General features: G+C 52.3%; 17 protein-coding genes. 2 read left to right on the forward strand and 15 right to left on the reverse strand.

Annotated elements, in window-relative coordinates; genetic code table 11:
• Positions 1-23 precede the first annotated feature (23 nt).
• From potD to potA, 4 genes are read right to left on the reverse strand one after another with little or no spacing between them, the layout of a single operon-like run.
• Positions 24-1,067 (reverse strand): spermidine/putrescine ABC transporter substrate-binding protein PotD, encoded by a 1,044-nt coding sequence (gene potD / locus ACXIZX_RS07055; protein WP_479403838.1) that lies wholly within the window; start codon positions 1,065-1,067, stop codon positions 24-26.
• A gap of 10 nt (positions 1,068-1,077) precedes the next feature.
• Positions 1,078-1,851 carry a spermidine/putrescine ABC transporter permease PotC gene (gene potC, locus ACXIZX_RS07060; protein WP_479403839.1) on the reverse strand — a complete coding sequence of 258 codons (774 nt, stop codon included), beginning with the start codon at positions 1,849-1,851 and terminating at the stop codon, positions 1,078-1,080.
• Positions 1,848-2,708, reverse strand: coding sequence for a spermidine/putrescine ABC transporter permease PotB (gene potB / locus ACXIZX_RS07065; protein ID WP_479403840.1), 861 nt, complete (start codon positions 2,706-2,708; stop codon positions 1,848-1,850). The genes potC and potB overlap by 4 nt, the downstream gene beginning before the upstream one ends.
• On the reverse strand, positions 2,692-3,804 hold the full coding sequence (gene potA / locus ACXIZX_RS07070; protein WP_479403841.1) for a spermidine/putrescine ABC transporter ATP-binding protein PotA: 1,113 nt from the start codon (positions 3,802-3,804) through the stop codon (positions 2,692-2,694). The genes potB and potA overlap by 17 nt, the downstream gene beginning before the upstream one ends.
• A 299-nt stretch (positions 3,805-4,103) precedes the next feature.
• On the opposite strand from potA, the gene pepT reads away from it, so the two are divergent.
• Positions 4,104-5,330 carry a peptidase T gene (pepT, locus tag ACXIZX_RS07075; protein ID WP_479403842.1) on the forward strand — a complete coding sequence of 409 codons (1,227 nt, stop codon included), beginning with the start codon at positions 4,104-4,106 and terminating at the stop codon, positions 5,328-5,330.
• A gap of 74 nt (positions 5,331-5,404) precedes the next feature.
• Here pepT and ACXIZX_RS07080 read toward each other — a convergent pair whose 3' ends face one another.
• From ACXIZX_RS07080 to rluE, 8 genes are all read right to left on the reverse strand, one after another.
• A complete protein-coding gene (locus ACXIZX_RS07080; RefSeq protein ID WP_008103010.1) occupies positions 5,405-6,526 on the reverse strand; it encodes a ribosomal protein uL16 3-hydroxylase in 1,122 nt (373 codons plus the stop codon).
• 57 nt (positions 6,527-6,583) lie between these two features.
• Positions 6,584-8,044 (reverse strand): two-component system sensor histidine kinase PhoQ, encoded by a 1,461-nt coding sequence (gene phoQ / locus ACXIZX_RS07085; RefSeq protein ID WP_479403843.1) that lies wholly within the window; start codon positions 8,042-8,044, stop codon positions 6,584-6,586.
• Positions 8,045-8,047: 3 nt separating this feature from the next.
• Positions 8,048-8,716: a two-component system response regulator PhoP gene (gene phoP / locus ACXIZX_RS07090; RefSeq protein ID WP_256696218.1), complete on the reverse strand. Its 669-nt coding sequence runs from the start codon at positions 8,714-8,716 to the stop codon at positions 8,048-8,050.
• Positions 8,717-8,818: 102 nt separating this feature from the next.
• Positions 8,819-10,189, reverse strand: a complete 1,371-nt coding sequence (purB, locus tag ACXIZX_RS07095) for an adenylosuccinate lyase (protein ID WP_008103005.1) — start codon at positions 10,187-10,189, stop codon at positions 8,819-8,821.
• Positions 10,190-10,233: 44 nt separating this feature from the next.
• The gene (gene hflD, locus ACXIZX_RS07100; RefSeq protein ID WP_061716917.1) at positions 10,234-10,875 is read right to left on the reverse strand and encodes a high frequency lysogenization protein HflD; all 642 of its coding nucleotides are present in this window, start codon (positions 10,873-10,875) and stop codon (positions 10,234-10,236) included.
• A gap of 36 nt (positions 10,876-10,911) precedes the next feature.
• Positions 10,912-12,024, reverse strand: a complete 1,113-nt coding sequence (gene mnmA / locus ACXIZX_RS07105; RefSeq protein ID WP_479403844.1) for a tRNA 2-thiouridine(34) synthase MnmA — start codon at positions 12,022-12,024, stop codon at positions 10,912-10,914.
• A 42-nt stretch (positions 12,025-12,066) separates the two neighbouring features.
• Positions 12,067-12,540: an NUDIX domain-containing protein gene (locus ACXIZX_RS07110; protein ID WP_479403845.1), complete on the reverse strand. Its 474-nt coding sequence runs from the start codon at positions 12,538-12,540 to the stop codon at positions 12,067-12,069.
• Positions 12,541-12,570: 30 nt separating this feature from the next.
• Positions 12,571-13,239 carry a 23S rRNA pseudouridine(2457) synthase RluE gene (gene rluE, locus ACXIZX_RS07115; RefSeq protein ID WP_479403846.1) on the reverse strand — a complete coding sequence of 223 codons (669 nt, stop codon included), beginning with the start codon at positions 13,237-13,239 and terminating at the stop codon, positions 12,571-12,573.
• A gap of 101 nt (positions 13,240-13,340) precedes the next feature.
• Here rluE and icd point away from each other — a divergent pair, with 101 nt between their 5' ends.
• On the forward strand, positions 13,341-14,591 hold the full coding sequence (gene icd, locus ACXIZX_RS07120) for an NADP-dependent isocitrate dehydrogenase (protein ID WP_008108175.1): 1,251 nt from the start codon (positions 13,341-13,343) through the stop codon (positions 14,589-14,591).
• Between the two features lie 85 nt (positions 14,592-14,676).
• Here icd and ACXIZX_RS07125 read toward each other — a convergent pair whose 3' ends face one another.
• Genes ACXIZX_RS07125 through ACXIZX_RS07135 form a run of 3 tightly spaced genes read right to left on the reverse strand, consistent with a single transcriptional unit; the run spans position 14,677 to position 17,352 of the window.
• Positions 14,677-16,089, reverse strand: coding sequence for a hypothetical protein (locus ACXIZX_RS07125; RefSeq protein ID WP_479403847.1), 1,413 nt, complete (start codon positions 16,087-16,089; stop codon positions 14,677-14,679).
• Complete coding sequence (locus tag ACXIZX_RS07130; RefSeq protein ID WP_179451234.1) at positions 16,082-16,996, reverse strand: glycosyltransferase family 2 protein; 915 nt, start codon at positions 16,994-16,996, stop codon at positions 16,082-16,084. The genes ACXIZX_RS07125 and ACXIZX_RS07130 overlap by 8 nt, the downstream gene beginning before the upstream one ends.
• Positions 16,993-17,352 (reverse strand): GtrA family protein, encoded by a 360-nt coding sequence (locus ACXIZX_RS07135; protein WP_008108178.1) that lies wholly within the window; start codon positions 17,350-17,352, stop codon positions 16,993-16,995. The genes ACXIZX_RS07130 and ACXIZX_RS07135 overlap by 4 nt, the downstream gene beginning before the upstream one ends.
• Positions 17,353-17,455: the final 103 nt, after the last annotated feature.

The raw sequence follows: 17,455 nt of genomic DNA on the forward strand, positions 1-17,455 counted from the left end.
ATGAATAGCGACCCTACGAAAGATTAACGTCCCGCCTTCAGCTTCTGGAACAGCGTCTCATACTGCACGCTGGCTTCACCGACATCGTTCTGCCACTCGCCTTTTTTAATCACATCCTCAGCAGGATAAAGCGAAGGATCGTTGGCTACTTCCTGTGGCAATAACTTCTTCGCCGCCAGGTTTGGTGTGGGATAACCAATGGTTTCCGCCACTTGCGCCGCCACGTCTGGACGCAGCAGGAAGTTAATCAGCTTCAGCGCGCCTTCACGGTTTTTCGCGTTGGCGGGAATCGCCAGGTTATCCATCCAGAAAATCCCGCCTTCCTGCGGCCAGATAATCTGCAACGGCGTACCTGCCTGGCGCGCAACGTAGGCAGAACCGTTCCAGATCATGCCAACGTTCACTTCGCCTTCCATAAACGGGTTGCCCGGATTATCGGAGTTAAACGCCAGCACGTTCGGCATCAGCTTTTTCAACTCTTCATAAGCGGCTTCGATCTGTTTGGGATCGCGGGTGTTGCCCGAATAGCCCAGCTTGCGCAGCGCCATCTGGAACACTTCACGCGCGTCGTCGGTCAGCAGCAGGCTCTGCTTATACTCTGGCTTCCACAAATCGGCCCAGCGGGTAATGCTTTTGGCATCCACTTCGTCGGTGTTGATACCAATGGCGGTCGCGCCCCAGATATAAGGGATCGAGTAATTGTTATTAGGATCGAACGGCTTGTTCAGCAGGTTAGGATCGAGATTTTTGAAGTTGCTGAGCTGGGATTTATCGATCTTTTGCAGCATGCCTTCATTACGCATCTTGGCGACGAAGTAGGTGGAAGGCACCACCAAATCGTAAGCGCCATCTTTCCAGGTCTTCAGCTTGGCATACATGCTTTCATTAGATTCGTAGGTGGAGTAAATCACCTTGATGCCAGTCTCTTTAGTGAACTGCTCCAGCAGTCCCGGCGGCACGTATTCGGTCCAGTTATAGAAGTAGAGCGTTTTGCCGGCATCCGCCTGCGCGCTCTGCATGCCCAATGCCAGCGCCCCAGCCGCCAGCCAATGAGACCACTTTTTCATCGATTATCCTCTATTTGGTTTTATCACGGAGCAACAGCTGACTGAGCGCCACCAACAGCAGCGACAGCAGCAGCAAAATTGTCGCCAGCGCGTTCACTTCCGGTGACACGCCAACTTTAACCATCGAGTAGATTTTTAACGGCAAAATTTCGAAGCTCGGGCCGGTGACGAACGACGATACCACGACATCGTCCATCGACAGCGTAAAGCTGAGCAGCCAACCCGCTGCGACCGCCGGTAGCGCCAGCGGCAGCAGAATTTTGCGCAAAATGGTGACTTCGCTGGCACCGAGATCTTTGGCGGCTTCCAGCATGCGCACATCAAACCCTTTCAGGCGCGAATAGACGGTGATCACCACAAACGGCAGGCAGAAGGTGATGTGCGAGAACAGCAGCGACCAGAAGCCAAGCGAAATGCCCAGCAGCATAAACAGCACCAGCAGCGAAATTGCCATCACAATATCCGGCGACATCATCACCACAAACAGCATGCCGCTGACGAACGGTTTACCACGGAAGTGATAGCGATAGAGCGCGACGGCGGTCAGCGAGCCGATAGTTGTGGCGCAGCTGGCGGAGAGCACGCCCATCAACAATGAATGTTGTGCCGCCTGAATCAGGCTGTCGTTGTTCATCAGCAGGCGATACCACTGCGTGCTGAAGCCCTGCCAGTTAATGCCGAAACGCGAACTGTTGAAGGAGTTGACGATCAGAATGATGATCGGGATATAAAACCAGGCGTAAATCACGGCCATGAAGCCGCCACGTAACCAGCGCGCCATCATTGCAGTTCCACCTTGCTGTTCAGCATACGCGCTGCGCGCCAGTAAGCCATCAGCATCAATCCCATCAGCAGCGTCATCACAATGCTGGTGGCGGCACCGAATGGCCAGTCGCGGATATTCAGGAACTGGCTCTTGATCACGTTGCCAATTAACAGGTTTTTCGCGCCGCCCAGCAAATCTGCCACAAAGAACAAGCCCATCGCCGGGATAAACACCAGCAGGCAACCGGCGACAATGCCTGGCATGGTCAGCGGCAGAATGATGCGTAAGAAGGTTTTCACTTTACTGGCGCCGAGATCGCGCGCCGCTTCGAGGCAGGATTTATCCAGCTTTTCCAGGCTGGAGTAGAGCGGCAGCACCATAAACGGCAGCAAAATGTAGATCAGTCCCAGAATCACCGCTTCTGAGGTGTACATGATGCGAAACGGTTTATCGATCACCCCAAGCCACAGCAAAAATTCATTCAGCCAACCGCGTGTGCTGAGGAAGATTTTCAGGCCGTAGATACGGATCAGCGAGTTGGTCCAGAACGGCACAATCAGCAGGAACAGCATCAGCGGACGCAGGCGCGCCGGCAGTTTCGTCAGACACCAGGCAAACGGATAACCCAGTAGCAGGCAGCACAGCGTGGCGATAAACGCCATATTCAGCGAGTGCAGCAGCACGTCGGCGTAAAGTGGATCGAGCAGTCGCGTGTAGTTATCAAGGGTGAAGGCCATACTGACAAAATGCGCATCATCGCGCGTCAGGAAGCTGGTGGCGAAGATCATCAGGTTAGGCAGCAGTACAAACAGCGTCAGCCAGCTGACGATCAGCGCGACAATCACTTTCTGCAGGCGGTTACGCATCAACTTCATACGGCAGCACCACCTCCCAGTTTGGCACCCAGCTGACCGCCATTTTCTGGTTCAGCGAGTGATCAAAATCAGGATCGTCTTCGTTGAAGAACTCGCTCACCGTCAGCAGCTTGCCGTTCTCCAGCTCAACGGTGGATTCCAGCGTCATGCCTTTATAGTTGCGCTCGCGCACATAGCCAATCAGGTTGTCGCTGCGGCTGTCGTGATCAATCTCTTCAACGCGCAGATCTTCCGGGCGCAGCAGCACAAGTAGCTTATCGCCCGCGCTGACCGGGAAATCACATTGCAGCTCACATTCACGGCCTTCCACGCGCGCGCGGATAGTGGGCGCATGGTCGCTGTTCAGCACCTCGGCATCGAACACGTTTATTTCGCCGATAAAGCGCGCGACAAACAGGTTGGCGGGCTCTTCGTAAATCTCGCGCGGCGTGCCGTCCTGTTCGATGCGGCCATCGCGCATCACCACGATACGATCGGACATAGTCAGCGCTTCTTCCTGATCGTGGGTGACGAAGACAAAGGTGATGCCGAGCTTACGCTGCAGCGCTTTGAGCTCGTTTTGCATCTGGCGACGCAGCTTATAATCCAGCGCCGACAGCGACTCATCCAGCAGCAGCACTTTCGGGCGATTGACCACCGCGCGCGCAATCGCCACGCGCTGCTGCTGACCGCCAGAAAGCTGATGCGGACGGCGATCGGCAAAACTCTCCAGCTGCACCATCGCCAGCGCATCCTTAACGCGCGTGGTGATCTCGGCCGCCGGGGTTTTCTGCATGCGCAGACCAAAGGCGACGTTCTCAAACACCGACATGTGCGGGAACAGCGCGTAGCTCTGAAACACGGTGTTGATGTGGCGATGCTCGGCGGGCAGATCGGTGATGTCATTATCATCAAGAATGATGTGACCGCGATCGGCATCTTCCAGCCCGGCAATCAGCCGCAATATGGTGGTTTTTCCGCAGCCGGAAGGGCCAAGCAGCGTGATGAACTCGCCGTGACGGATGGTCAGGTCGAAGTCAGAGATGATGCTTTTGCCATCGAAAGCTTTACTGATGCCAGAAAGCGTAACCAGCGCAGGCGCGCGTGTTTGCGTCATTTTAGTCACTCAGTCTGATGGTGAATCAGGTTACAGCATAGCCGCTGGTGGCCGCTTGCTGTGATGAAGGGCGCGATGATACCGCAAAAATGTGTCAATGCCATGTTTTGCCACGGATTTACCTTGAAAACTCTGAAAAATGCCGGAGTATGCGTAACGGATAAGTCGGACAGGCGATAGTGAGCGAATTTTCAGCGCAATTCACGTTGAGAGAGCTAACCTGAAGGATAATGATTTGACGCAACATGGTGCCATCAGGCCACCATGATAATGACGCAGGTTCTTTAGAGGGATGACAGATGGATCAATTACTTGAGCGTTTTCTCAGTTATGTCGCAGTAGAAACTCAGTCAAAACCTCAGGCACGACAGGTGCCAAGCAGCGAAGGGCAGTGGACGCTGGCGCGCCAATTACAGGAAGAACTCATCGCGCTGGGCTTTGTTGATGTATCTCTGAGCGATCATTGCTGTGTGATGGGCACCTTGCCGGCTAACGTCGATTGGGCCACGCCGGTGATCGGCTTTATTTCGCATATGGATACCTCACCAGATTTCACCGCTAAAAACGTCAATCCGCAGATTATTGAAAACTACCGCGGTGGCGATATCGCGCTCGGCAACGGTGATGAAATTTTGTCGCCGGTGATGTTCCCGATCCTGCATAAGCTGATCGGCCATACGCTGATCACCACCGATGGCAAAACCCTGCTCGGCGCAGATGACAAAGCCGGTATCGCCGAGATCATGACCGCGATGGCGCGTCTGGCAAAAAGTGATACGCCACACGGCGCGATTCGCGTGGCCTTTACCCCGGATGAAGAGATTGGTCGCGGCGCATCGCACTTCGACGTTGAAGGTTTTGCCGCCGATTGGGCGTATACCGTGGATGGCAGCGATCTCGGCGAGTTCGAGTTCGAAAACTTCAACGCCGCCACCGCAATGGTCAAAATCACCGGCAACAACGTGCATCCGGGCAGCGCCAAAAATGTGATGGTCAATGCGCTGGATCTGGCGATGCGCTTCCACGCGGAATTGCCGGCCAAAGAGAAGCCGCAGTTCACCGACGGCTACGAAGGCTTCTTCCATCTGCATACCATCAAAGGCACGGTTGAACATGCCGAGCTGATGTATCTGATCCGTGATTTTGATGCCGACAACTATGAACAGCGTAAACAGCTGCTGGAAGAGATTGGCCAGCGCGTCAGCAAAGGGCTGCAAAGCGAGTGTTCGGTGAAGGTCGAGATCAGCCATAGCTATCGCAACATGCGCGAGAAGGTTGAACCGCATCCGCACATTATTGAGTTAGCGCTGCAGGCGATGCGCGATTGTGGCATTGAACCGAACGTCAAACCAATTCGTGGCGGCACCGACGGCTCTGCGCTGTCGTGGAAAGGATTGCCGTGCCCGAACCTGTTCACCGGTGGCTACAACTATCACGGCAAGCACGAGTTCGCCTCACTCAATGTGATGGCGCAGTCAGTGGATGTGATTGTGCGTTTGGCTGAGCTGGCGGGACAGAAAAAGTAACAGTATCCAGGTGCGCATTTATGCGCACCCTACAACGTCGTAGGGTCGCCATTCATGGCGACCGTAACGCCAGCTTACTCGCCGAAGAACCAATAGCCGCTATTCACCAACGCCGCCAGCTGCGCCAGCAGTGAAGGATCATCCAGCGCATCGCCGAAATCTTCCAGCGTCAGCACGTGATTGTGCGCCAATGCCGCCAGCACATGCGGATGGCTGCTGGTGATCGATTCCCCGTTCACAAATACCACATCGCCGATGGTCAATACGCGCAGGCCGCCGAGACGCGTCAGCGCATCGCCTTGCTGCAATGCATCGTAAATCTCATCCGGTTGATACGGCGGCTCTGGCGGCGCGACGTCCAGCTCATGACGCGACTGAGAAATAAACTCACCAAACCACTGATTAAACTGCTCTGGCTGGTTAATTACATCCATCATCACTTTACGGATACCTTCCAGTTCTGATGGCAGGATCTGCGATGGGCATTCACGCGATGGCACATCAGGATCGCTGTAGCGATAGCTGCCCAATTCGTTGGCCAGCATGTGATCGGCAAAGCCGCTGATTAGCTCACGACCGTTCGGTGCGCGGAAGCCGACCGAATAGTTGATGGCGTTTTCCAGCGAATAGCCTTCGTGCGGGAATCCAGGCGGAATATAGAGAATATCGCCGGGCTCCATCTCTTCATCGATGATGGCGTCGAACGGCTCAACCTGCAGCAGATCCGGATGCGGGCAGTGCTGTTTCAACGGCACTTTTTCACCCACGCGCCAGCGACGACGGCCGGTTCCCTGAATGATAAACACATCGTACTGATCGAAATGCGGGCCCACGCCGCCACCCGGCACGGCAAAAGAGATCATCAGATCGTCAACGCGCCAGTCGGGCAGGAAACGGAATGGGCGCATCAGCGCGGCAGAAGGTTCATGCCAATGGTTGACCGCCTGCACCAGCAGCGACCAGTTGCTCTCACCGAGATGATCGTAGCTTTCAAACGGGCCGTGACTGACTTGCCATTTGCCTTCGTTATGGCTGACAAGGCGGCTATCCACCTCATTTTCCATTGCCAGACCGGCCAGCTCGTCAGGAGAAATAGGATCGACGAAGTTTTTAAATCCACGTTTAAGCACCACCGGGCGTTTCTGCCAGTAGCGCTGAATAAAGTCGGGCCAGTTGATATCGAGCTGATAGTCCATATGGGGAGTCCGTTTGCTGCAAAGAATGATGGCAAGTATAACAGCCCGCGTCCCTTTCTACTCGCGGTGATGCTCGACTTCCTGGCGCTGGAAAATGACTTCCATGCGCGCGCCACCGAGCGGGCTGGTGGTCGCAATCACTTGACCCGCGTACTGTTCGAGGATATCGCGCACCACGGCTAAACCTAATCCCTGACCGGGACGCAAGGTGTCGGCACGTTGACCGCGCACGAAGATCAAATCGCGTTTGCTTTCCGGAATGCCGGGGCCGTCATCATCAATAAACAGATGCAAAGTGTTGTCGGTTTGGCGCGCGGTGACTTCAATAAATTCGAGGCAATATTTGCAGGCGTTATCCAGCACGTTGCCCAGCACTTCCATAAAGTCATTTTTATCGCCGATAAAGGTCAGTTCCGGCGAGATATCCAGCGTGATCGCCACGCCTTTACGTTGATAGACCTTATTCAATGCCGAACACAGGCTGTCGAGCAGCGCCGACACCGAATGCAAATCGCGCTGCAGAGGATTGTGATCGGCCTGCATACTCGCGCGATGGAGGTAATAACCAATCTGCTGTGAGATGCGGCTAATCTGCTCCAGCATCACCGGTTCGGCCTGCTCAATGGTTAACTCTTTACCATTGCGTAACGATCGCAGGGTACTTTGCAGCACCGCCAGCGGGGTTTTCAGGCTGTGGGTGACATCCGAAAGTGTGGTGCGATAGCGCGTGTAGCGCTGGCGTTCATTGCTCAGCAGCAGGTTAAGATTGCGCACCAGGCTGCGTAGCTCCTGCGGCGGATTGTCATCGAGATTCTCGCGCTGGCCGGTTTCCAGCTCGCGCACTTGCGAAGTGAGATCGCCAATCGGCCGCAAACTCCAGTGTGCCGCCAGCCACAGCAGCGGAATCACCAGCAATAGATTCGCCGCCAGCACATAGCTGAACCACGACCACACCACATCGGAATGCTGCAGCTCTTGCGGAATCGAATCGACCACCACAATGGTTAACGCCGGTAAGTTGGTGGTGGCATCGTAGCGATTGACGGCGACCGAGTGGGTAAAGGTGTCATTGCTGTCGCTATCCAGCGCGTGCAGTCGCTCTTTCGCCTGCGGGTTATTGCCCATCGCCGCCATGCTGGTGCGATTGCTGGTGTCGATTTCGTAGAAGTCGGGCTTGAGCAGCCATTCACGACGAATTTTTTTACGAATGTCCGGCACATCGCGCTGCTGCCACAGCAATTTGCCGTGTTCATCGTAGATAAAGACCAGCGTGGGGAAATTAAGCGTCATGCGCTCAGGCTGACCAATTGTGAGCTGATTGTCGTGCCATTGCGCCAGCGTGAAGAACAGATTGCTCTCGCCGCGCATCACGCGATAGGTATTTTTATCGAAGCTGACGACGTAGCCGACCACGGCGACCATGCCGTAGGAGAGCGACAAAAACAGTACGATCGCGGCCGTCGCCAACAGGAAACGGGCGCGAAGTGAGAAGGGGCGTAAGCGTTGTAACCACGTCATAAATCAGAGATCAAAGCGATATCCCTGGCCGCGCACGGTGTTGATCACTTCGGTCGGATAGAGTGACAGAATTTTTTTGCGCAGACGACCCATCAGCACGTCAATGGTGTGGCTTTCGCGCAGTTCGGCGTCGGGATAGAGCTGCAGCATCAACGAATCTTTGCTCACCACTTTACCGGCGTTGCGAATCAGAGTTTCGACGATGGTGTACTCGAAGGCGGTCAGTTTTACCGGTTCGTCTTGCACCGTCAGTTCACGGCGAGAGAGATCGACCTGGAACGGCGGCATAGAGATAATTTGCGATGCATGACCGCTGTTGCGACGCATCAGCGCCTGCAAACGTGCAGCCACTTCTTCAATGTGGAACGGCTTGGTCACGTAGTCGTCGGCACCGGCTTCCAGCGCTTCCACTTTGGCCTGCCAGCCTTCGCGAGCGGTTAATACCAGAATCGGTTGGCGAACGGCATCGGTGCGCCAGCGGCGAATCAGCGACATGCCATCTTCGTCCGGCAAACCGAGATCGACCAGCGCGATGTCAGGGACATGTTCTTGCAGGAAATAATCCGCTTCTTTGGCATCTTCTGCGGCATCGACCTGATGGCCCATGTCACGCAGCTGCACGGCGAGGTGATGGCGCAGCAGCGCATTATCTTCCACAACCAGTACACGCATAGTATTTCCTTAGCTTCCAACGTAGTGATGATGGAATGAGTATATGCGAAGCCAACTAAACCATAGAACAACCAGGCGCGCTAAGCGCGCCTGGTTGATACATTACTTCAAATCATCAACCATCTGAATCGCACGGCCGAGGTAGTTGGCTGGCGTCATCTGCTTCAGACGCACTTTCTCCTCTTCCGGCAGCTCGAGGCTATCGATAAAGGTCTGCATGCCAGCGGCATCAACGCGTTTACCGCGCGTCAGCTCTTTCAGCTTCTCGTACGGTTTTTCAATGCCGTAACGACGCATCACGGTTTGGATTGGCTCAGCCAGCACTTCCCAGTTGTGGTCCAGTTCGTCCAGCAGACGATCGCGGTTCACTTCCAGCTTAGAGATGCCTTTCAGCGTAGCTTGATAGGCGATAAGCGCATAACCGATACCGACGCCAAGGTTACGCAGCACGGTGGAGTCGGTCAGGTCGCGCTGCCAGCGTGAAACCGGCAGTTTGCTCGCCAGATGCTGCATCATCGCATTAGCCAGGCCGAGGTTGCCTTCGGAGTTTTCGAAGTCAATCGGGTTTACTTTGTGCGGCATAGTAGACGAACCGATTTCACCGGCGATGGTTTTCTGCTTGAAGTGATTGAGTGCGACGTAGCCCCAAATATCACGATCAAAGTCGATCAGAATGGTGTTGAAACGCGCGATGCAATCAAACAGTTCAGCGATGTAATCGTGTGGCTCGATCTGCGTGGTGTACGGGTTCCAGGTAATGCCCAGCGAGGTGACAAACTGCTCGCTCAGCTGGTGCCAGTCCACTTCCGGATAAGCCGAGATGTGGGCGTTGTAGTTGCCGACCGCACCGTTGATTTTACCCAGCACTTCAATCTTGCTCAACTGACGCAACTGGCGTTCCAGACGATACGCCACGTTCGCCATCTCTTTACCCATAGTTGACGGCGTTGCTGGCTGGCCGTGGGTGCGCGACAGCAGCGGAATGTCACGGTATTCGTGCGCCAGACCTTTAACTGCATCGATCAGTTTGTTCCAGAACGGCACGATCACATCACGACGTGCCGTTTCCAGCATCAGCGCGTGCGACAGGTTATTGATATCTTCGGAGGTGCAGGCGAAGTGGATAAATTCAGACACCGCATGCAGCGCAGGGATATCGGCCACTTTCTCTTTCAGGAAATATTCCACGGCTTTGACGTCGTGATTGGTGGTGCGCTCGATGGTTTTGATACGCGCCGCGTCTTCTTCGCTGAAATTGGCGACAATGGCATCAAGGAAAGCGTTTGCGTCGGCATCAAATGCAGGAACTTCCTTGATCTCTACAGTCGTAGCCAGTTTTTGTAACCAGCGAACCTCAACCTCAACGCGGAATTTCAGCAAACCGAACTCGCTGAAAATGGCGCGCAGTGGGCTGACTTTATCGCCGTAACGACCATCGACAGGTGAAACGGCGGTCAGAGAGGATAATTCCATCAGTGCAACTCCTGAATCGTTTAACAATTATGCCGGGGCGGCGCTTAATACGCCGGGCCCAGGCGGGATAAAATGGTTTTGGCTTCGCTCAGCAAGCGCTGGCGCGAGAACATCAGCTGCAGACGGCCACCGCCAACCTGCTGCCATAACACCGCAGAGCGAATGCCGGCCAGCAGGGCGGCGCGCACTTTACTCTGCACTTGTGAATTCTGTAATACCTGCGGCGAACCGGTCACCTGAATGCGCGGGCCCAACGGGCTAATCACATCCACATAAATGCCGGCCATCGCGCTGGTGATGGTGTCTGATTCCAGTTCGTAATGCGCCAGTTGACGGTCAAGCTGGCCGATGCGCTGTGCCAGCGTGTTCATCGCGGCTTTATTGCCGTGCAGCTTACGCTCCAGCACCATCATGCTTAAGGTGTAGCGCGTCAGCTCTGCGCTGGCGCCCTGACGATTGCTGCTATTCAGCACCGCCATTAAGGTCTCTAATCCAACCTTCAAATTGGCTTCGTCGTTGCCAAATACCGCCAGCGTTGAACCGGGATTGAGATCGATCAGGCTGCGCAGCGACACATTCAGTGCCGCGTTATTGCAATGTCCCTGTTGCGCGAGCTGTTGCACCACATGGGCAGCCTGGCATACGCCCGCCAGCGCCAGTGTAATCTCATAATAGTTCTTAGCCACGCTTAACTCCTGTCATCGCGTCGGGCAGCGCCGACCTTAGGCTTCTGCCAGAGGCAGGCGTTGTTCGATAATGCCGCCGCCGAGGCACACTTCACCGAGATAAAACACGGCAGATTGGCCTGGCGTGACGGCCGCAACCGGCTCGTCAAAACGGACTTCAATACGGTCGTCGCCGTGCGGAATGATTTCACACGGAATGTCGGTCTGGCGATAGCGGGTTTTGACCGTGCAGCGCAGCGAGGCGGTAATCGGCTGGCGATCGACCCAATGCAGCTGTTGGGCAATCAACCCCACAGACATCAGGCGCGGATGCTCGCCGCCTTGCGCCACGATTAGACGATTGCGCGCCACATCTTTGTCGACCACATACCAGGGATCGTCGTTGCTCTCTTTACGACCGCCAATGCCCAGGCCTTTACGTTGGCCGAGCGTGTGATACATCAAGCCCTGATGTTCACCGACGATTTCACCGTCAACGGTTTCGATTTCGCCCGGCTGGGCAGGCAAATAGCGGGCAAGGAAGTCACGGAACTTGCGCTCGCCGATAAAGCAGATGCCGGTGGAATCTTTCTTCTTGGCGGTGATCAGATCCAACTGCTCAGCGATGCGGCGCACTTCCGGCTTATCCAGTTCGCCAACCGGGAACAGGCTTTGCGCGATCTGCTGGTGGCTGAGCGTGTAGAGGAAATAGCTCTGATCTTTGTTGCCGTCGAGGCCGCGCAGCAGGCGGCTTTGACCGTCAACATCCTGACGGCGCACGTAGTGGCCGGTGGCGATGAAATCTGCACCGAGATCGTCCGCCGCGAATTCGAGGAAGGCTTTGAACTTGATCTCTTTGTTGCACAGGATGTCGGGATTCGGCGTGCGGCCCGCTTTGTACTCTTCCAGGAAGTGCTCGAACACGTTATCCCAGTACTCAGCGGCGAAGTTGATTTTGTGCAGTTTGATGCCGAGTTTGTCACACACGGCTTGTGCGTCAGCCAGATCATCGGCGGCGGTGCAATACTCCTCGCCATCGTCTTCCTCCCAGTTCTTCATGAACAGGCCTTCAACCTGGTAGCCCTGCTGCTGCAGTAACCAGGCGGAAACGGAAGAATCGACGCCGCCGGACATTCCGACGATCACTTTTTTCTGGCTGTTGTCAGACATGACGCACTCTTAGATTACGATAAAAACAGGCGGCGCATTCTATCATGCAGAAGCGGGGCGCGCACCCTCATGAAACGGCCACTGGAACGGCGCGATCAGATGCAGCGGATAACGCTCGCCTTGTTGCCACAGCCGCACGCTCTCTGCCACTAGCGGCGAACGCAGGCGATTAGCCGTCAGAATCTGCTCTGGCGGCAGCCACCAGCAGCAATCGATGTCGCGGTCGTGCGGCGAGGTTTCGACTTTCTCGGCCAGATCGAGGCCAAACAGGAAACGCACAAAAGGTGTATCGTCCGGGGCAATCCACTGCTGCACGCCGAGGAAATATTCGGGATGGGCGTCGATGCCGGTCTCTTCAAACAATTCACGCTGGGCGGCTTCGAGCAGAGTTTCATTGGCCTCAAGATGCCCGGCGGGCTGATTCCAGGTAATACGACCGTGCACACGCTCTTCAACCACCAGCAAATGTCCCTGCGCCTGCACAATACAGGCGACCGTTACATGAGGTTTAAACATCCTTCCTCCGAAATTGTTAACTAAAAGTTATTAAATGGCTGCGCTGATATCGCGCCATTCTCCGGGCGGTAAATCGCCTAGCTGATGTTCGCCCATCGCAAAGCGAATCAGGCGCAACGTCGGAAAACCGATATGTGCCGTCATGCGGCGCACCTGACGATTTCGGCCCTCAAACAGGGTGATTTTCAGCCAACTGGTGGGGATCGCTTTGCGTTCGCGAATTGGCGGCTGGCGCGGCCACAGCCATTCTGGCTCGTCCACTAACTCAATGCCTGCCGGCAACGTCGGGCCATCGTTGAGCGTCACACCGTTGCGTAACAGGGATAAATCAGATTCCTGCGGCGCGCCTTCCACCTGCACAAAATAGACCTTTCCGGTGCGCTTGCCAGGCTGCGTCAGCGCGGCTTGCACCGCGCCATCGTTGGTCAAAACCATCAATCCTTCGCTGTCGCGATCGAGGCGGCCCGCAGCATAAACGTCGCCTACCGGCACAAAATCTTTCAGCGTGCGGCGTCCGGCTTCATCACTGAATTGCGGCAAAACATCGAAGGGTTTGTTAAAGAGTATGACGCGTCTTGGGCCTTTCGGACGGGTATCACGGCGCACGGGCTTACGTGCTGGGGAGTTCGCACGCTTATCCTGGTGAATTCGTTGAGAAGTTTTTCGCATGGGCTTTGCAGTCAGAAACATTCGGCGCATTATAGCGCGAAACTACGGTGATTGGCGTAGCGGAAATAATCAAGTAGTATTGACCCGCATCTTACAAATCATTAACAAAAAATCGCTCGAAGGAGAGGTTGATGGAAAGCAAAGTAGTTGTTCCGGCGGAAGGTCAAAAAATCACCCTGGCTCAGGGAAAACTTACAGTTCCGAATAACCCGATTATTCCTTACATTGAAGGTGACGGTATCGGTGTTGATGTTTCCCCGGTAATGTTGAAAGTGGTTGATGCCGCTGTGAAGAAAGCCTACAACGGCGAGCGTAAAATTTCCTGGATGGAAATTTATACTGGTGAAAAATCAGTAGAACTTTACGGCCAGGACGTCTGGCTGCCGCAGGAAACCCTCGATTTAATCAAAGAATATCGCGTTGCCATCAAAGGCCCACTGACTACGCCAGTTGGCGGCGGTATTCGTTCTCTGAACGTTGCACTGCGTCAGGAGCTGGATCTGTACGTGTGTCTGCGTCCGGTTCGCTACTACAAAGGCACTCCAAGCCCGGTTAAACGCCCTGAAGAAACCGACATGGTGATCTTCCGTGAAAACTCAGAAGATATCTATGCCGGTATCGAGTGGAAGGCGGGCACGCCAGAAGCGGATAAAGTGATCAAGTTCCTGCGCGAAGAGATGGGCGTGAAGAAAATTCGCTTCCCTGAGCAGTGCGGTATCGGCGTTAAGCCATGCTCGGAAGAGGGTACCAAACGTCTGGTGCGCGCAGCAGTTGAATACACCATCACCAACGATCGTGATTCTCTGACCCTGGTTCACAAAGGCAACATCATGAAGTTCACCGAAGGTTCTTTCAAAGACTGGGGCTACCAGTTAGTGAAAGAAGAGTTCGGCGGCGAGCTGATCGATGGCGGCCCGTGGATGAAGTTCAAGAACCCGAACACCGGTAAAGAGATCATCGTTAAAGACGTGATCGCTGATGCCTTCCTGCAGCAGATCCTGTTGCGTCCAGCTGAATACGACGTGATCGCCTGTATGAACCTGAACGGTGACTACATCTCTGATGCCCTGGCGGCACAGGTTGGCGGTATCGGTATCGCACCAGGCGCAAACATCGGTGACGAATGTGCTCTGTTCGAAGCGACACACGGTACAGCACCTAAGTATGCAGGTCAGGATAAAGTGAACCCAGGTTCAGTAATCCTGTCAGCAGAAATGATGCTGCGTCATCTGGAGTGGTTCGAAGCGGCTGACCTGATCGTTAAAGGTGTTGAAGGCGCCATCGCTAACAAAACCGTGACCTACGATTTCGAACGTCTGATGGACGGCGCTAAACTGCTGAAATGTTCAGAGTTTGGTGATGCGATCATCAACAACATGTAATTTGCCACTCAGGCAGAAAGCATAACGGGAGCCTATGGCTCCCGTTTTTTTTGCTTTAAAATGAGCAACTATTACAGCTAAAAATTTATTTCATTGCCAGTACGGATTGAGCATCAATAATAATGCACTTGCCTGGGCAGTTGTCGTTTCCGGTGATCACTGGCGATTCCGTAAGAGTGAAATTCATACCTGCTTCTTTCTTTACGGTGTATGCCATACCAGCAAATGTCCACGGCATGCCTAAAGATAAAGAACCAAACTCATCATATTTCGATGATTTTGCAATTTTTGGCAAATTCTCAGTATTCAATCGGTAGTAAAGCGTGCCATCGAAATCTTTTGGCACCACTTTAGTGATTTCGGCCTGTAAAAGTGCATACTCTTTTTGCTGAGGCGAAGAAAACCCCTCTTTAATATTGCTGGCTGCAAGCCATCCTGCAGCGACAGGCAGCAATAGATAAATGAATCGTGAGTATTTTATTTTATCGATAATAAAGAATAACCCGATAAGGAAGCAAGAAGTGGTAATCAGCGAGAGCGCGCTGATAGTACGGTAAGCCGCCCAACTCTCTGTCACTAGCAAGTTTGGTGTCACTGCTGCAACAGCGAAGAGGAAAGATAAAAATACTTTTTCTTTGCCATTCTCGCTAATGTTTTTCAATCCGATAAAGATAAAACCTAACGATATAATGATCGAGAGTGCTTTTCTGCCGGTGTCAAAATTACAGATGGCATTTTTTAATGGTTCTACAAAGAACCATTTAATCTTTCCTATAAGATCAATGGTGATGTTACTTCTTGAAAGTGTCTCGCCGAATAACAGGAGCGGGATGGCTTTAGCTAATACTAATGCCATCAGCATACCAAAGAAAATCATTGCGAAAGTACGAATAAGTTCCTTTTTTTCAATTTTGCGGGAAGTCAGGCAAGTGTCCATAAATGCAAAAAAAAGGAAACACATTGCAGTTGGTTGATAAATAGCGAAGGAGAATGTGATCAGCAATGCTGATAACATAATCCCTGAAATGCCGCGCAATGTAGTTAGTGCTGAGTAACTCAATCCAGCAAGAATAATAGAGGTGACAAAAGGAAAACATACTGACCACGAGTTGAATACCTGGAAAGAGGGCAGTAAACAGATTGTTAATGAGAATATCACTCTCTGCAGATTATTTTTGAGAATATTTCTATCAGAGATAAATTTGTAAAAGTAACAGCTTAGTATGATAAGAGAAGAAACGGATAGCAATCTTAACAGTATTAACGAGTCCACGCTGGATATAAAGAATGAGAGTAAATAGCGCAAACCGCCGTAGGCCGGCCTTCCTGAAAGAACATCCCATTTAAAAATGCTGGCTGGATCAGTCTGAGAGCTTAACAGATAGTACCAATCATCCGAAAAAGCATAGCTCGAGAGAAAAACAGGGCTATAACTGACGATCAAGGCCACGGCTAATAAAAAATAAATTTTAAAGTTATTGCAGACTATATTAGTCATTTGATTCCTTTTTTATATATCGAGGTCTGTGTTTGGTTTCAATATAGATCCTGCCAATATATTCGCCTAATACACCTATTCCTATCAACTGAATGCCACCTAAAAAGAGTATTGAAACCAGTAGTGACGGATATCCGGCAACAGGATTTCCCCATATTATTTTATCAATAATCATCCATGCGCCATAAACGAACGACAAGAACGCGACAAAAAAACCAATATAGGTCCACACTCTGAGCGGAAATGTTGAAAAGCTGGTAAGCCCTTCAAGAGCCAGATTCCAAAGTCGCCATCCATTAAATTTTGCCTCTCCGGCAATGCGCGCTGGGCGGCTATATTCAACGATGGCAGAATCACCTTCCACCCAACTCAGAAGACCTTTCATAAACAGATTGCGTTCCTGCAATTGCTTAATGTTTTCGACAGTTGCACGAGAAAGTAAACGAAAGTCGCCAACATTTTCTTCTAATTTTGGTGAGCTAATTTTATTGTGTAACTTGTAAAACCATGCAGCAGTTTTTCGCTTAAAACGACTATCGCTACGCCTATCATTGCGCTTGGCCAATACAATCGGCCAGCCTTCTTGCCATTTATTTATCAGCAAAGGAATGACTTCAATGGGATCCTGGAGATCAACATCAACTGGAATGACTGCATCACCACTAGAATGTTCAAGTCCAGCGAGCAGCGCGGCTTCTTTACCAAAGTTACGAATAAAATTGATGACTAATACAGATTCGTCATTATTCTGAAGCGATTTAATAATCTGTTCTGTACTATCAGTACTGCCATCATTAATAAAGATGATTTCAAGATTGTAAGAAGAAAGTTTTTCTTTAACGGTCCGGTAAAAAACCGGAATTGCATCTTCTTCGTTGAAGACAGGCACCACCAGAGAAATTTTCATTTTTTCACCCTAAAAACAATAAAGTTTGAATAGATGAAGCCGAATATCAGACTTATTATGGAAAATGAAATAAGCGTAATAATCGGATTAATATGCGTATGATCGGCGAAACTGCCAATACCTGCGGCCATCATGCCCATAAAAGCAACAAAGATGACATAGCGAAAAGTTGTCGCTTCGGCTTTAAACGTCCAGCGTGCGTTAGCAAAAAATGAAAATGTTACGGCGACAATGAAAGCCAACAGATTAGCCAGCCATTGGCGGGTATTCAGAGAATACAGGGCTGCAAACACCATCCAATGGATCAAGGTGTTAATGATGCCAACTGATAAAAACCGTGAGAATAATTTCAACATAGTGAAATGTTAGCCATGAGGACATCATTATTTTAAAAATAGTGGGGAATTTTACATGGAGGCTCACAACAAATAAAGTTGTAAAATCATCGTTCTCGCCAAC

It is taken from the genome of Candidatus Pantoea symbiotica, from assembly GCF_056491525.1.

Coding starts and splice junctions, on each gene's coding strand:
- pepT (WP_479403842.1), top strand. CDS start 4,104: ATGGATCAATTACTTGAGCGTTTTCTCAGTTATGTCGCAGTAGAAACT.
- mnmA (WP_479403844.1), bottom strand. CDS start 12,024: ATGTCTGACAACAGCCAGAAAAAAGTGATCGTCGGAATGTCCGGCGGC.
- potA (WP_479403841.1), bottom strand. CDS start 3,804: ATGACGCAAACACGCGCGCCTGCGCTGGTTACGCTTTCTGGCATCAGT.
- rluE (WP_479403846.1), bottom strand. CDS start 13,239: ATGCGCCGAATGTTTCTGACTGCAAAGCCCATGCGAAAAACTTCTCAA.
- potD (WP_479403838.1), bottom strand. CDS start 1,067: ATGAAAAAGTGGTCTCATTGGCTGGCGGCTGGGGCGCTGGCATTGGGC.
- purB (WP_008103005.1), bottom strand. CDS start 10,189: ATGGAATTATCCTCTCTGACCGCCGTTTCACCTGTCGATGGTCGTTAC.
- potB (WP_479403840.1), bottom strand. CDS start 2,708: ATGAAGTTGATGCGTAACCGCCTGCAGAAAGTGATTGTCGCGCTGATC.
- ACXIZX_RS07110 (WP_479403845.1), bottom strand. CDS start 12,540: ATGTTTAAACCTCATGTAACGGTCGCCTGTATTGTGCAGGCGCAGGGA.
- potC (WP_479403839.1), bottom strand. CDS start 1,851: ATGATGGCGCGCTGGTTACGTGGCGGCTTCATGGCCGTGATTTACGCC.
- icd (WP_008108175.1), top strand. CDS start 13,341: ATGGAAAGCAAAGTAGTTGTTCCGGCGGAAGGTCAAAAAATCACCCTG.
- ACXIZX_RS07080 (WP_008103010.1), bottom strand. CDS start 6,526: ATGGACTATCAGCTCGATATCAACTGGCCCGACTTTATTCAGCGCTAC.
- ACXIZX_RS07130 (WP_179451234.1), bottom strand. CDS start 16,996: ATGAAAATTTCTCTGGTGGTGCCTGTCTTCAACGAAGAAGATGCAATT.
- phoQ (WP_479403843.1), bottom strand. CDS start 8,044: ATGACGTGGTTACAACGCTTACGCCCCTTCTCACTTCGCGCCCGTTTC.
- phoP (WP_256696218.1), bottom strand. CDS start 8,716: ATGCGTGTACTGGTTGTGGAAGATAATGCGCTGCTGCGCCATCACCTC.
- ACXIZX_RS07135 (WP_008108178.1), bottom strand. CDS start 17,352: ATGTTGAAATTATTCTCACGGTTTTTATCAGTTGGCATCATTAACACC.
- ACXIZX_RS07125 (WP_479403847.1), bottom strand. CDS start 16,089: ATGACTAATATAGTCTGCAATAACTTTAAAATTTATTTTTTATTAGCC.